This is a genomic window from Planktothrix mougeotii LEGE 06226, from assembly GCF_015207485.1.
Classification (GTDB): domain Bacteria; phylum Cyanobacteriota; class Cyanobacteriia; order Cyanobacteriales; family Microcoleaceae; genus Planktothrix.
This window is the reverse complement of sequence record NZ_JADEWU010000025.1, coordinates 1-13,478: the sequence shown is the minus strand read 5'-3', so window position 1 is coordinate 13,478 and position 13,478 is coordinate 1. Positions and strand designations below refer to the sequence as shown.

The 13,478-nt window shown below is 41.9% G+C and carries 21 protein-coding genes and 1 pseudogene; 11 read left to right on the top strand and 11 right to left on the bottom strand.

What is annotated here, in order from left to right; genetic code table 11:
• Positions 1-36: 36 nt before the first annotated feature.
• The 5 genes and pseudogenes from IQ236_RS12675 to psb34 form a co-directional block, all read right to left on the bottom strand.
• The gene (locus IQ236_RS12675) at positions 37-240 is read right to left on the bottom strand and encodes a hypothetical protein (RefSeq protein WP_193869591.1); all 204 of its coding nucleotides are present in this window, start codon (positions 238-240) and stop codon (positions 37-39) included.
• A gap of 147 nt (positions 241-387) precedes the next feature.
• The gene (locus IQ236_RS12670) at positions 388-669 is read right to left on the bottom strand and encodes a transposase family protein (RefSeq protein ID WP_193869590.1); all 282 of its coding nucleotides are present in this window, start codon (positions 667-669) and stop codon (positions 388-390) included.
• Positions 670-698: 29 nt separating this feature from the next.
• A pseudogene (locus IQ236_RS12665) lies at positions 699-1,328 on the bottom strand (IS630 family transposase); the annotation flags it as partial.
• A gap of 14 nt (positions 1,329-1,342) precedes the next feature.
• Positions 1,343-1,804, bottom strand: coding sequence for a helix-turn-helix domain-containing protein (locus IQ236_RS12660; protein ID WP_265578688.1), 462 nt, complete (start codon positions 1,802-1,804; stop codon positions 1,343-1,345).
• Positions 1,805-2,101: 297 nt separating this feature from the next.
• On the bottom strand, positions 2,102-2,269 hold the full coding sequence (gene psb34, locus IQ236_RS12655) for a photosystem II assembly protein Psb34 (RefSeq protein ID WP_193869588.1): 168 nt from the start codon (positions 2,267-2,269) through the stop codon (positions 2,102-2,104).
• A 253-nt stretch (positions 2,270-2,522) separates the two neighbouring features.
• On the opposite strand from psb34, the gene IQ236_RS12650 reads away from it, so the two are divergent.
• Positions 2,523-3,092, top strand: a complete 570-nt coding sequence (locus IQ236_RS12650) for a zeta toxin family protein (protein WP_193869587.1) — start codon at positions 2,523-2,525, stop codon at positions 3,090-3,092.
• Positions 3,052-3,273 (top strand): hypothetical protein, encoded by a 222-nt coding sequence (locus IQ236_RS12645; RefSeq protein ID WP_193869586.1) that lies wholly within the window; start codon positions 3,052-3,054, stop codon positions 3,271-3,273. The genes IQ236_RS12650 and IQ236_RS12645 overlap by 41 nt, the downstream gene beginning before the upstream one ends.
• A gap of 115 nt (positions 3,274-3,388) precedes the next feature.
• On the opposite strand, the gene IQ236_RS12640 is transcribed toward IQ236_RS12645, so the two are convergent.
• Both IQ236_RS12640 and IQ236_RS12635 read right to left on the bottom strand, forming a co-directional pair.
• Positions 3,389-3,976 (bottom strand): hypothetical protein, encoded by a 588-nt coding sequence (locus IQ236_RS12640; protein WP_228041592.1) that lies wholly within the window; start codon positions 3,974-3,976, stop codon positions 3,389-3,391.
• Positions 3,977-4,047: 71 nt separating this feature from the next.
• Complete coding sequence (locus IQ236_RS12635) at positions 4,048-4,473, bottom strand: hypothetical protein (RefSeq protein WP_193869585.1); 426 nt, start codon at positions 4,471-4,473, stop codon at positions 4,048-4,050.
• 206 nt (positions 4,474-4,679) lie between these two features.
• Between IQ236_RS12635 and IQ236_RS12630 the strand changes: the two genes are divergently transcribed.
• From IQ236_RS12630 to IQ236_RS12610, 5 genes are all read left to right on the top strand, one after another.
• On the top strand, positions 4,680-5,360 hold the full coding sequence (locus IQ236_RS12630) for a DUF6940 family protein (protein ID WP_193869584.1): 681 nt from the start codon (positions 4,680-4,682) through the stop codon (positions 5,358-5,360).
• Between the two features lie 87 nt (positions 5,361-5,447).
• Entirely contained in the window at positions 5,448-5,816 is a 369-nt protein-coding gene (locus tag IQ236_RS12625; RefSeq protein WP_193869583.1) for a cupin domain-containing protein, read from the top strand.
• 136 nt (positions 5,817-5,952) lie between these two features.
• Positions 5,953-6,423 (top strand): hypothetical protein, encoded by a 471-nt coding sequence (locus IQ236_RS12620; RefSeq protein WP_193869582.1) that lies wholly within the window; start codon positions 5,953-5,955, stop codon positions 6,421-6,423.
• A gap of 3 nt (positions 6,424-6,426) precedes the next feature.
• Positions 6,427-6,807, top strand: a complete 381-nt coding sequence (locus IQ236_RS12615; protein WP_193869581.1) for a hypothetical protein — start codon at positions 6,427-6,429, stop codon at positions 6,805-6,807.
• Between the two features lie 167 nt (positions 6,808-6,974).
• Complete coding sequence (locus tag IQ236_RS12610; protein ID WP_193869580.1) at positions 6,975-8,180, top strand: RNA-guided endonuclease InsQ/TnpB family protein; 1,206 nt, start codon at positions 6,975-6,977, stop codon at positions 8,178-8,180.
• Between the two features lie 82 nt (positions 8,181-8,262).
• Here the strand turns inward: IQ236_RS12610 and IQ236_RS12605 are convergent, their stop codons facing one another.
• From IQ236_RS12605 to IQ236_RS12590, 4 genes are all read right to left on the bottom strand, one after another.
• Entirely contained in the window at positions 8,263-9,444 is a 1,182-nt protein-coding gene (locus IQ236_RS12605) for an MFS transporter (protein ID WP_193869579.1), read from the bottom strand.
• 111 nt (positions 9,445-9,555) lie between these two features.
• Entirely contained in the window at positions 9,556-10,050 is a 495-nt protein-coding gene (locus IQ236_RS12600; RefSeq protein ID WP_193869578.1) for a DUF3368 domain-containing protein, read from the bottom strand.
• Positions 10,051-10,335, bottom strand: a complete 285-nt coding sequence (locus IQ236_RS12595; protein WP_193869577.1) for a UPF0175 family protein — start codon at positions 10,333-10,335, stop codon at positions 10,051-10,053.
• Positions 10,336-10,503: 168 nt separating this feature from the next.
• Positions 10,504-10,905, bottom strand: coding sequence for a helix-turn-helix domain-containing protein (locus IQ236_RS12590; RefSeq protein ID WP_322744136.1), 402 nt, complete (start codon positions 10,903-10,905; stop codon positions 10,504-10,506).
• 117 nt (positions 10,906-11,022) lie between these two features.
• Here IQ236_RS12590 and IQ236_RS12585 point away from each other — a divergent pair, with 117 nt between their 5' ends.
• The 4 genes from IQ236_RS12585 to IQ236_RS12575 all read left to right on the top strand — a co-directional run bounded on the left by IQ236_RS12585 (position 11,023) and on the right by IQ236_RS12575 (position 13,356).
• Entirely contained in the window at positions 11,023-11,781 is a 759-nt protein-coding gene (locus tag IQ236_RS12585) for a tyrosine-type recombinase/integrase (RefSeq protein WP_265578687.1), read from the top strand.
• The gene (locus tag IQ236_RS28040; protein WP_265578686.1) at positions 11,769-11,942 is read left to right on the top strand and encodes a hypothetical protein; all 174 of its coding nucleotides are present in this window, start codon (positions 11,769-11,771) and stop codon (positions 11,940-11,942) included. The genes IQ236_RS12585 and IQ236_RS28040 overlap by 13 nt, the downstream gene beginning before the upstream one ends.
• 585 nt (positions 11,943-12,527) lie before the next feature.
• Positions 12,528-13,163 carry a recombinase family protein gene (locus IQ236_RS12580; RefSeq protein ID WP_193869575.1) on the top strand — a complete coding sequence of 212 codons (636 nt, stop codon included), beginning with the start codon at positions 12,528-12,530 and terminating at the stop codon, positions 13,161-13,163.
• 1 nt (position 13,164) lies between these two features.
• Positions 13,165-13,356, top strand: coding sequence for a hypothetical protein (locus IQ236_RS12575; protein WP_193869574.1), 192 nt, complete (start codon positions 13,165-13,167; stop codon positions 13,354-13,356).
• Positions 13,357-13,478 lie beyond the last annotated feature (122 nt).

Here is a 13,478-nt window from a genome sequence, read left to right as displayed (position 1 = left end):
AATCGAGTATTGTTTTTAGGCTTATTTCTTTCCAGATTAACTCGTTAGAAAGGGTGAATTGCCTGTTTTTAACAAAATCATTAAATGTTCAATGCGTTCATATTCATCGAGTTCCTGTTGTTCGGCGGGAGTTAAATCTCCTCCTTGACGACGATTTAACAGAATGAGTAACCGAGACTGCATTTCGGGTGTGGGACGAAATTCGGCAATTTGGGTCGGGGTGGGTTGACTACTAGACATCTCCGAAAATCCCCAAATGCCCGCTATCACTACTTTTTAAATCTCTAGCACTCCTGCGCCAAGTTGCCTAAAAGTAACGGATTCATAAGCTTTTTCAGTTATATTAATAATAATTAATGAATTTTGTCTCTAATATTTAATCAATTCTCATAAGAAGCCTTGGCAATTCTTCGATGATAGTACAATCGCTCCTATTCGCCATCTTATTAATCCACATACTGTCAAGATTACTGCTTCATAATTTCTCCTTTTTAACCGAAATCTTTCTGAAGCCACTCGATAAATTTTTATCAGCCTGATTAAATGTTCAACCACAATCCTTTGTTTAGCTTTTAACCGATTTTCTTCTCGATTTTCAGCCGACATTTCTTGATTCCTTGGTTTCTTATGGGGTGTATTAATTGCTGTTTCTCCTAAGTAGGTGGTCACAAATAAAGTAAACAATACAAAAAGATTGTTTAGGATAATTCTTGAGAGTTACTAAGGGAATTAAATCGCAATCGTTGGTAGGTACAATTATTTCTTTCATTTCTATCTTCAATAGCTTGAATCACAGCTTGTATCAAATCATATTCATCTTCAAACATTCTTCCTGCCAGTTCATGCTCTTTCAATTGATGCCATTCGGGTTCTATTTCATTCAATTCGGGGCTATAAGCAGAAAGAAAGAAAAACTCTAATTTCTTGTCTTGCCACTCCCTCTCTTTTTCTTGGATTTTTTGACTCTTATGGACACTATAGTTGTCTTGAATTATCACGGTAACTTGTCCGGTTTTCTGAAAATGCTTTTCGGCTTTTTCCGCTTGCCAATCTATAAATTTTATGTAAGTTTCACTTGTAATTCCTGATAGACTTAGACCGTACTCAAAACTTTTCCCTTTTTCTAATGCTCCAATTACATTCACTCTTTTTCCTCGCTTTTTCGTCTGGTTTATCTGTTTCTGCTTCCCCTTCTTTGCATAGCTGTAGCTCACAGGAGTCCACAAACAAAAGCCGGATTCATCTAAATATTTTAATTTAACCAAACCCTCTTCCTCATAACGCTTTAACGTCTCCAAGTCTCTTCGCTTCCTCGCTGTTTTTTCGGGATTCTGTTTTTTCTTTAAACTCGATTTTGTCCTTTTCCACCGCCAGTCTTTTTTTTTAAGATTTTTCTAATTCTTTCTCCGCTTAATGCGATCGCTCTCTCTCGCAACAGTTTTTCCGACAGTTGACGACTGTTATACGTTCTCTCATCTGTCTCTATACAAGTTTCTAAATATTCTATATCTTTTTCTTCCCACTTCCGTTTTCTCCCCGGACGAGGCGCATCAAACAATCCTTCTTTTTCTTGATTTATCCATCGACTTATTGTTCTTCTCACCATCGCTTCTGAACACCTTAAGTTCTTGGCTATTTTTGATACTCCCCATCCTCCATTACTAAACATTAATATATCTATCCTCTGCTTTGTTCTTTTCGGAACTTTCTCTTGCTGATACAGAGTTAGTACCTCTTTTTTTCTTCTTCTGTTAGTTGGATTCTTAACCGCATTGGCATGACTGTTCCTCCGATACTTCTTCATTTTCTATTTTAACTCTATTTATGACCACCTACTTAGATGAGTTTCATGATGTTTAATCCCTGTGGGGGTTGACATCTTTAATCATCTACTAGCAGTCTCGATTAGAAATTGATTTTAATCCTTAACACCTATGATTCTTCGGGGAAAATTGGGTGAGGCATCTGAACATTTTAAGTGAGGGAAATCACAGTTGAGGCCAGCAGAAGCCTCGATATTTGGCTTAGACACGGAAAAACCGCCCCGGATGAGGCAGTTTAAAGAATCATGATTTTCAGGTTGACAAGAGATGATGGTTGTTTAAGAGGCAGCGAAAGCAATCAGAAGCAGGGAAGTGACCAGAAGGACAGCAGCAGCACCTTGAAGGGCATAGCGACTTTGCTGTTCCGGTGAGGGGTACTCAGCTACATAAAGTTGGGGTTCAGTGGCGTAGTTATTCAGGATTCCGTTTTCGTTGGTGGTGTACATGGTGTTTCTCCTTGAACTCGCTTGTTTCTGTAAATAAATGTAACGTAATGTAAAAGATTGTAACAGTGACTTGACTCAACACCTGAAGTGATGTTAATCACAGAGAACTTTTCAGGAATCTCTGAATCGGGTGAAGATGAATCTATGACTTTTGCCCTAAATGTCAAGGGAAATTAATCATTGTAAAATCGGGTCAAACAGTTTGCCGTTCAAAAGCCAAATCAGATTTACAACTTGAATTTCCCTTAAAATAATGCCCAATCTGTACATAATTGGTGGAGCCAATGGTTCTGGTAAAACTACCTCAGCCCTGCAAATTCTCCCTGATTTTCTTGAAGTGTTTGAATACGTCAATGCCGATGAAATTGCGGCGGGTCTTTCTCCGTTTAATCCTGAATCCGTTGCCATTCAAGCCGGACGATTAATGTTAGAAAGACTGGCAAGTTTAGTTAATAATCGAGTTGATTTTGCCTTTGAAACCACTCTAGCAACTCGCAGTTATGCCCGGTTTTTGAGAAACTGTAAAAATCAAGGGTATCAGATTAACTTAATTTACTTTTGGTTACAAAGCCCGGAATTAGCGATTGCTAGGGTACGCAGACGGGTCGAAAGTGGGGGTCACAATATTCCAGAAGAAGTGATTCGCCGTCGCTATGAAGGGGGACGGAAAAACCTCACGGATTTGTATTTACCCCTATGCGATACTTGGATAGCCTACGACAATTCGGGGACTAGCCCTCAATTAGTAGCTGCATTAGGAAACAACCAAGAGATCATCATTTATGAACCCGCCATCTGGAATCAAATCACCGTCCGAGAATAACCCCCCAATTCCCCTAACCGAACTTCATCAAAAAATTGATGCCGGGGTGAAAATTGCTATCGCTAAAGCTTTAGATAGACATCGGAAATTAGGGGAATCTGTCAGTGTTTGGCAAAATGGAAAAGTTGTCACCTTAACCGCAGAGGAAATTCCTCAACCTCCAGCAGATAATCAAAGTTAATTATTAGTTTAAATCCCTATGAGTAACTTATCATCTACCATTGTTCAAAAGCTTTGGAATTACTGCAACGTCCTCCGAGATGACGGCGTAAGTTATAGCGATTATGTCGTAAAACTTACAAACATTCTTCAGGATATTCAACTTCAGGAAGTTGACCCGCTATAAAAAACCGAACAGAACCTTGAATCATTCCAAAAAGAAGACGATAATTTTTATCTTCGACAGAAGTAGGAACAAATGCAAAATAACGAACTCTGCCACCCGATGTTATATCTGTTATTTGAATTTGTCCAGGATAAAGTGAGTAGATTCTGTCCAAGGTATCTCCAATTTTGGCTCCACTAACGGTTGTAATCCGTTCATTACTAACATCAACTCTAGCAATTCTGCCATTTATAGCCATAAAGCTCACTCCTTCTGGCCCGCCTTGAGGCTCATAGTAGAAACACCCCAATCTTGCTCCATGACTGGTTGTTTTAATCAAAGGAGTTCCTGCGGCACTGGAAGTTTCAGCAATCGTCATCCCGACGCTGACTGGGCCAATTCCATAAATCGATACTTTGGATTGTTCTGTTAATTTAGCTTGAGCATTAACGGAGGCAATTGCCATACAGAAGGTCAAGGCTAATCCAATCAGAGAAACGCTAAAGTAGAATAGTGTTCGAGAAAGAGGTTGACTTTGATGACAGTACAATAATTTCATTAGATTTAAGTAGAATAAAAAGTTAAATGAGAGGTAATCAAGAAACGACTAAGCTGCATCCTCTTGATTTTTTATCGAAGCCAACAAATGGATTTATCTTGTACTTCTATACAGCGAATCATTCGTTGACTTTCTGTCTTTAACTTTTCCTTCTCAGCTTGAGAAATGCGTTTTAAAGTTGTGGGGTGGCGAAAATAAGTAACACCACAAACCCCATCAACGCTTGTATCTTCGCAAGGTTTTCCTGCCCGTGCTTGTAATCCCCAAGCCATCTTTGTTTTCACACCATCTTCCCAAATTAAAAAACTACCTCCGCCTCCTAGCCAAGAATTCGACTGATAAGTACAAGTTTGCTGAAGTTCTAAATTTTCTCCTCGGAAAAACCAACACGGCACTGGAGTCGGTTTAACTTCACCGCCGTAAGCTGGACTGGCGACTCCCATTATTATGATTGCCAATAAAGCCGAGCATTTTTCATGAGTCCGTAATATATTCATGCTTCCTTGATATTAGTTTGAATTGAGATAGATTTTAAGAGAAAGAACATAAAAAAGCGTTACTGGTTTAAATTTTTCCCAACCCAGATGAGTATGAATAACTTAAAATGAAAATCAATTCACTAAGTTAGTTTGGGAACAGGCGAAAGTGTTGACAGAATCTATCGTTTAATTTAAGTAAATTTAAGGATTGGACGGATTGACTGATGAAACTTTGTTCACAAAGCAATATTAATCACGCGACTGCCCATCAAATTCCCCTGAAAATTGGGCAACGAAACATAATGCTTGTTCGGTTTGTTGATTCCCACCAGCACCCCTTTTCTTGGTCGGCTATCGCAATGGGGTTATCAAATCAAGCGGATTTTCGCCAACTGTGGAATCAAACTTGGGCTGATATTCCCTTTGACTTCCTCTGGCAACCCGTTCCAATTCACTCTGGTTTTTCCACAACCTATCCTTTTTTTACCGTATTAATTCCTTCTTCTTTTGGGTCTGCTAATCCAGATGCTTATCAACAATATCTTCAAAAGTTAAAACCCCACGAACAGGTGGCAACATTTCCTAATTTGTCCGGGGATGCGTTGTTAGTCGTACCTAAAGCCACAGGAAAATATGGTCATCTTGCTGCTTTTTGTCGTTTAGCTGGGGTTGATTTGCAACACGCTTTGTGGAAAAAGGTTGGAGAAATTGCCAAAACTGCCATTGAAAAAGGGGATTCAATTTGGTGTAATACACATGGTCATGGTGTTCCGTGGACGCACGTTCGTTTTGATTCCTGTCTGAAGTATTTCACGCTTTTATCTGCTAAAAGCATTAATAACAAAACTCAAATTATGTGGTATGAAAATTTTTATTCAGTTTATACAAGCTCATCACAATTGTAATCCATGCTATTTTCTAATTACACTCAAACAAACTCAAAAAAAGAAGGAACTTGACTCGCTATTTCTTTGCCTAATTTAATTGATGTTATGCCTAAATCCACCATTCGTTACTGGAATCCGTTAAACCGAGAACATCAGGGTCACTGGAAACCGATTCCAGGGTTTGAGGAACACATTGAGGAACTCACTTTAAGCCTTGATGAAGAAACAGGTGAATATACCCGCTTAACTCGGTTTCATCCAGGGACGGATACAACCCCGGCGGGTGCAAAAAGCCATCCTTACCCTGAAGAAATTTTTATCGTCAGTGGTCGTCTTTATGATGCCGCCTTTGATCTATGGTTGGAATGTGGACATTATGCTAGTAGACCCCCTGGAGAAATTCACGGCCCCTTTAAAACTGATGTTGGCTGTGTTGTTTTGGAAATATCCTTTCCCGGTCGTGTTCAAGAATAACGCCAATTCAAAAAGCAGAAATTCAATAGCTTACCGAGGATTAGATTACTTTTAAAGGAAAAACTGTTACTGTTAGGCTAGGTTGTATATTAAGTTTTAGTAATCTTTTTTAATTGAATATTTGGAGATTAATATCATGGGTTCTTTTGATGTTACTTGTGCATTCTCCCGCGCTGGGATTAGGATTGGTGACGAAGTTTTATTAGTTGTAACTTATCAAAATAATTGGGATACCTATACATTAATGTCCGATTGTCATCAATACAAATTCTCAAATCAACAACTAAACCCTCAACCTCAATCTCCATTCCAATTCATCGGAGTTGGTTTATACGATGATTACGGAGCCATTGAAGATTTTAATCACGAGGTTAAGGAAGGGGATTGGTGGGAATATCAATTTATGGTGCATCGAACTATTGCAGAAACCCTATTAGATAGACCTTTAAATCTTGCTCACTTAGAAGACGATGTGATCCAACTGATTAGCATGGCATATCAATTAAGAATTCAACTACGGACAGGTTTCCTAGGAAATCAGTTTGTTAATTTAGAAGAAATGGAAATGCAGCGTATTTTAAGGATTATCATTACAACACAACCGTAAACTATGACGCTATCACAAATCAACAGCTTAATTGACTCCAAAGTTGTAAGTATTCAGTATTCAAAAGATGAAGCTTGTCTTCCACAAATATTATTTGACAATAGCTTATCGTTCATCTTCTCCGGGGAGATTGATGATATTGATGGCTGCATTATTGTTGTTTATAGCTTCACTTTTGAGGGATTGAACTACACCTATGATCCCGAAACTGAGTGCTATTACAATATCCAAGATGATCAAACCCCAATCGATACACCCAATGGGGATGAAGCGATTGAACTCAAAGAAATGGCTGATCAAATCAAAAATTTCATTGACAACCAAATGACTTTCGAGGAGCGGGTGCGTTTGCTTGAGGAAGTTATTGAAAATGTGAATCAATAGGGTATTGAGCCGAGATAGCGGTATTGCAACGATAATCAACCTGTGGCTCAAACCCTTACCTTCAACCGCAAGAAGGCTCCCGCCATAGCTGTACTCAGCTTGGCGGTGAGATGAATTGCGGACAGGGTTTTTGCTAAAATAGTTACGTCAAGTAAAGCAACGTAACCATGTTGGTATTTGAGGCAAAACTTGAGGGGTTGAAAGAGCAGTACGAGAAGCTGGATGAAGCTATTCGCACTGCTCTTTTCGTCCGTAATTCTTGCCTGAGATACTGGATGGATAATCGGGGCATGGGGCGCTATGAGTTGAGTGCATATTGTGCTGTCTTGGGCAAAGAATTTGCTTGGGCAGGGAAACTTAACTCGATGGCTCGTCAATCTAGCGCAGAAAGGGCATGGTCTGCCATTGCTCGTTTTTTTGACAACTGTAAGAAGAATAAGCCAGGAAAAAAGGGCTTTCCACGTTTCAAAAAACATCAAACCCACGGTTCTGTTGAATACAAAACAACAGGATGGAAGTTGTCCGAAGACAGAAGGTATATCACCTTCAGTGATGGTTTTGAGGCAGGAACCTTTAAATTGTGGGGAACTCGCGATCTGCACTTCTATCAGTTGAAACAGATTAAACGAGTGCGGGTAGTGCGCCGAGCAGATGGCTACTACGTTCAGTTTTGTATCGAAAGCGAGCGAATTGAAAAGCGCGAACCCACAGGTAAGACAATCGGGTTGGATGTTGGACTCAGCAACTTCTATACCGACTCCAACGGTGAGACCGTTGAAAATCCCCGTCACTTGAGAAAAACCGAGAAATCGCTTAAACGCCTTAACCGCCAGTTCTCTAAGACCAAGAAAGGTTCTAAAAACCGAGACAAGGCCAGAAAACGTTTGGGCACGAAGCACCTCAAAGTAAGTAGGCAGCGTCAAGATTTTGCCGTGAAGTTGGCAAGATGCGTAGTCCAGTCTAACGACTTGGTAGCCTATGAGGATTTGCAGGTGCGGAACATGGTTAGAAACAGAAAGTTCTCTAAATCCATATCCGATGCGGCATGGTCTAACTTCCGCGACTGGTTGGAATATTTCGGAAAAGTGTTTGGCGTAGTGACTGTTGCAGTTCCTCCCCAATACACCAGTCAGAATTGCTCCAACTGCGGGGAAGTCGTCAAGAAATCTTTGAGTACAAGAACACATAAATGTCATCAATGTGGTTTTGTGCTTGATAGGGATTGGAATGCGGCTATCAACATACTTGAGCTAGGACTCCGTACTGCGGGGCACGCAGGAACGTTAAACGCCTCTGGAGACATCGACCTCTACATTGGTGAGGAAACTCCTCAATGCAAGCCGAGTCGTAGAAAGAGGAAACCCAAAGAGTAATCTTGGGAATCCCCCGCTATATTCGGTACTCCGAATTAGCGGTGAGAGGATGTCAAGAAGACATAGGAATCTAAATTAAATATCAAATTCCCAACTCAGTTTGTTGCTGCAAGGAGAGAAGAACAATTCCTGCCACAGCAAAACCACTGCCCACCAGGAATGCTGATTCTGGACTCACGGTTTGCCATAACCATCCTGCCAAAAAACTTGCAGGTAATAGAGCAAATCCCACCATGAGATTGAGAAACCCAAATGCTGTCCCGCGAAGATGCTCCGGCACTCGATCCGCTACCATTGCCAGCAACACTCCTTGAGTCATCCCCATGTACAAGCCATAACTGGCAATCAACAGCCAAACTTGCCAGTAGGTTTGAGAAAACGCCAGACCTAGATAAATGAGAGCATTTAAGCTCCAACCCAGAATTAGCAACGTTTTACGGTTAACGCGATCGCTCAATACTCCCACTGGGTAAGCACTCAGGGCATAGCTAAGGTTCATTACTACCAAAACCAGCGGAATGTGAGCATCGGGAATCATGACTTGTTTTGCCTTCAGTTGCAGAAACGCTTCACTGGAGTTGCCCAAGTTAAATAGTAATGCAGCGATCGCCAATCCCCAATAGGCAGTACCCAGACTTTTCAAGGCTTGAAAATTGAGTGGATTTGGACGGCTTAAAGTATGGTAAGGCTGTCGAGGCTCATGTATCCCTACAGCAAGACAGAGCACCGCTAAGATCCCAGGAACTAATGCTACGGTAAAGATGAAGCGAAAACTTTGCCCTGTACTCAGAAATCCAAATGCCAATAAAGGGCCTAAAAAAGCACCGATCGTATCGAGGGATTGGCGTAGACCATAAGCAGCACCTCGATTAGAAGCATCGGTTGAATCCGCGACTAGGGCATCTCTAGGAGCAACCCGAATCCCTTTGCCAATGCGGTCGCCTACCCGCGCTAACAGCACCCATAATGGGCTACTGGCAACGATAAATAGTGGTTTTACTGCGGTAGAAAGCCCGTAGCCAAAGACTGCTAATTCTTTACGCCGTTGCCAATAGTCACTAATCGCTCCCGAAAATATTTTGAGAATTGATGCAGTTGCTTCTGCCATCCCTTCAATTAAGCCAACCAAGGCAACGTCTGCACTAAGAGTTGAAACCAAGAATAACGGCAGCACCGCATGGATCATTTCACTGCTGGTGTCGTTGAATAGGCTAGTCAGACCCAAAATCCAAACGTTTCGGGAAACTTTCATCCGCGGTGGCATAGTGATTTAATCGCAACAATGGCACTCCCAAACTTTAGCATTCATTGTGTCATAAGCACTCGCGTAACGATGTTAAACCCTCTGCTTTCTGATAAGCGTTATATTTACCCATTATTCCCCCTCCATTTCCCCAGCTAAAGTTAAAACTTGTCCATAAAGCCGCTCTGAAATTCTTGTTCCCTTTACCTGCATTTCATTTAAAACATCTTTAACACTACCCAATAAACCCCGACGCTTTGCTAATACTAAAATCCCCACAGTCCCAATTAAAGGTAACTTTCGAGCTATAGCAACTTTACGCGCTGCCTTTTCATCAATCAATAACTGAGAAGCCCCAATCTCTTCCGCTAAAACAATCGCTTCTGACTCTCCCAAATCTAAATTAAAAGACCTTTGTAACTCCTCAACCATCTGCTGATTATTGACCGTTACAACCTCTAACCAAGCCAAATTCTGCACAAAACTCGCGGCGGGATGCTGACCTGTCTGTAATTCATCAAATACCCCCTGCGGAATCACCACTTTCTCAAAAATTTGAGGCAATAAATCCAGAAGTTCAACTTTAGCTAACTCACTAATAGGTGTGGTGTCAGACACAATAATCATTTAAAAACCTTGCTGATTCAAAATCAATTCAGCTTGTTCAACTTCTTGCCGGAATTCCTCCAAGTCCTGCGAATCATCAAAAATAGAAATTCCCCATTTATTCATAATTTTAATCAGGTCTAATCGAGAAACATCCAGAATTTTTGCAGCCCTACCACTGCTAATTTCTCCTACCTCCAATAAAGCCATAACATATCCTTCTTTCGCTTTTTTTAAAGCTTTTTCTCGATTTTCAACCGAAACCTGAATATTTTCTAACGCTTCATCAGCAATTGTTAAAGCCATCCTCAAACTCTCCCAACTTTATATTTAAATTAAGGGTAAGTTCCATCAATTAAAATTTTCCCAATTCTACAGTTATATTCTATTGTCGTTAAGATCATTTGTCAAAGTCTCAATACAATCAATTATTTCTTGACAAGTCATCGTAAAATCTCCGTAACCATTGCAAAATTAACCCTGAATTTTATAAGACTGGCCACACATCGGACAAAAGCGATATTGTTCAGAGGTAATGGGATGAGAACACCCAGGACAGCGATCGCACAACTCCCCCCCACACAAAAAACAAAACTTAGCTCTAGGGTCAGTCCACCCCAACTCCGGTACCGCCCCTGGTGTCCAACAATGCAAACACAGTTTCAGCGAATGAGACACCTCCACCCCTGTCCCTCGCACCGCCGCCTCCAAATACGCCACCGGAACCCCCAACACCTGAGCCAGACCTCGTTTTGCCTTCTGACTCAGGCGAGTCGTTAATCCGCGTTCAATCTTGCCAATACTTTGCAGATGCAACCCACACCCTTGCGCCAACTGCTCTTGACTCAGACGCTTCAATCCTCGTAGCCGTCGCACGTATTCCCCCAGCGTTTCCTCGGGTTGGGGCAAAAATTCCGATGTAAAAGTATGCATTAAAATATGCTAAAAATACTCTAAATTAATCTCTTACTATTTCACCATAACTGACCCATTATGACAACCACACTCGCTACCCTTGCCACCCAATTTTTAGAGCGTTCTGAACTCTCACCCGCAACCCGAAAGTCTTATGAACTTACCCTGATTCCCTTCCTCCAACAGTATGGGTATTGGGACATTAAAACACTAGATCGTCAACAAGTGCGCGACTACCTCGACTCCTTAACCCACCTGAGTTACACCACCCACCGTCGCCATCAACGTATCCTCATCGCCCTCATGAACTTTGCCGTCGATGAAGGCTATATTCCCCTCAACCCCATCGCCCGCCTCAAACCCAGAAAACCCGATGCTGAACAAGGAGAACACCACGAAGACACCACGATCCGTTACCTCAAACCCAATCAACTCAACGCCCTGTATCAAGCCATCCGCCACCTCTGCAACTGGCGACTGATGGCTTTAGTGCGTTTACTGCATCGCAGTGGAGCCAGAGTCAGTGAAGTCCTCGCCTTAGATCTCGACCAAATCAACTTCTCCGAGCGGAAATTCCAAGTGATCGGCAAAGGCAATAAACGACGCTGGTGCTTCTACAGCGTTGATGCCGCCGACGCCTTAAACCGTTACCTTCAAAGCCCTCGTTGCCCTCATCCCCAAGCGTTATTTGTCGCCCAGCACCCCAAAACCTTAGAAACGAACCGCCTCAGCTACAGCCAAGCGTATCAAGACTGGAAAGAAGCGATGCGCCAGCAGGCGCGGCTAGCGCCATCGCCCTTGTCCCGACACTTCAAGATGCGAGATTGCATGATTTAAGACATACTTTTGCCACCGAACGGGTCGGGTTAATGGGTTTAGAAGAATTACGAGCATTGATGGGACATAGTAGTATCCAGACGACGTTACAGTATCAAAAAGTGACATCAGAAAAAGCGGAACTAATTGCTCAAACTGCCTTAGATAAGTTGCTAGAGTAATAGAGCTAAGAGTGTGTAAATTTATCCTAAACTCAAGAGTATTAATACTACTCTGGAACATGGGGGTAGACAGAAATGTTGATAAAAAAATCAAGATTTAAGCCGCCAGGTCACTTGGCTTTGAAGGCGGGTTTTGTGTATGACTATGATTTTGAATATTCATAGTATTGCTGTAAACTAACGTAACATTTGCTGGGTTAAATATTGCGATCGCTCAATCGTGTAATAAGCCAATGTTCCATGTAAATAGCTGTAGCGAACTGCAAACATAAACGCTTCAAACTGCAAACAAGCCAATTTTCAAACCACATTATTTGCAAATAAGAGGGGTCTCGAAACCACAATAATTGCAAATGAAACTGCAAACAGGATTTTCAAACTGCAAACAAGGGTTTTGAAACCACAATAACTGCAAATAAGCCGTAACCCTTTCAGGAATTGGGGTACAGCATTTATTGCCTCCAGGGTGTCCAATTTATACGAACTTTTATACTGGACATATATGTACGCTTTTCGTGGTTTAATTTGGACTAATAACGTCCAATTAAATCTATAAAGCGGTTTTTACCGACAGCAACTAAAGGTATGGCTATTTATGCTTATCTGAGGGTCTCCAGCGACAAACAAGACGTACACAACCAACGACATGGCATTTTAGAGTATGCCAACACCCATGCTTTGAGTCCCATCCAGTTTATAGAGGACACAATTTCTGGACGGGAGAAATGGTTAGAGCGAGGTGTAGGACAACTACTGAATCAAACTGCCCTTGAATCCGATGTAGTCATTTTTTCAGAAGTGAGTCGGATGGCACGCTCTACCCTACAAGTATTAGAAATGCTGGAGTGTTGCGCGCGTCGAGGAATCAACGTCCATATCGCCAAACAAGGGATGGTATTGGATGACTCAATGCAAAGTCGAATTACAGCAACGGTTTTAGGCTTGGCAGCAGAAATCGAACGGGAATTGATTGTACTCAGAACAACTGAAGCCCTAGCCAAGCGGAAAGCCGAGGGAAAAACGTTGGGACGACCTAAAGGACGACAATCTGCACATTTAAAACTGGACACAAGGGAAGCAGAAATTCGCAGCTATCTAGCCAAAGGGATTAGCAAACGCTCAATTGCCAAACTGGTCGATTGTTCACCTTCGACTCTCTACGATTGGTTATCACGTAAACATCTCCACCCACGCCCCGATAAATTAGTGGAGAAATCATAGGATGCCCAAGAAACAAATACCAATTGATGCCATCGTAGATCTACGTCGCCGCTTAGACCAACTCCCACCGCGCAGTCCATCCCGCCGGGTATTAGTCCAAGAAATAGCGCAACTGTATGGCATTTCCGAAGATACGGTGTATCGAACACTGCGAGAAGGCAATGGAATTCGCTCAGTCCGTCGCGCTGATTAGACATCTCCGAAATAGAAAAGGGAAGGGGGTATAAAGATGGTAAAATGGAATTTTACCCGCCGGGAGAGATGAGTAAATTAAGAGACTATCTGGACAAAAACCCCCAGCAAGCAAAAAGGCTA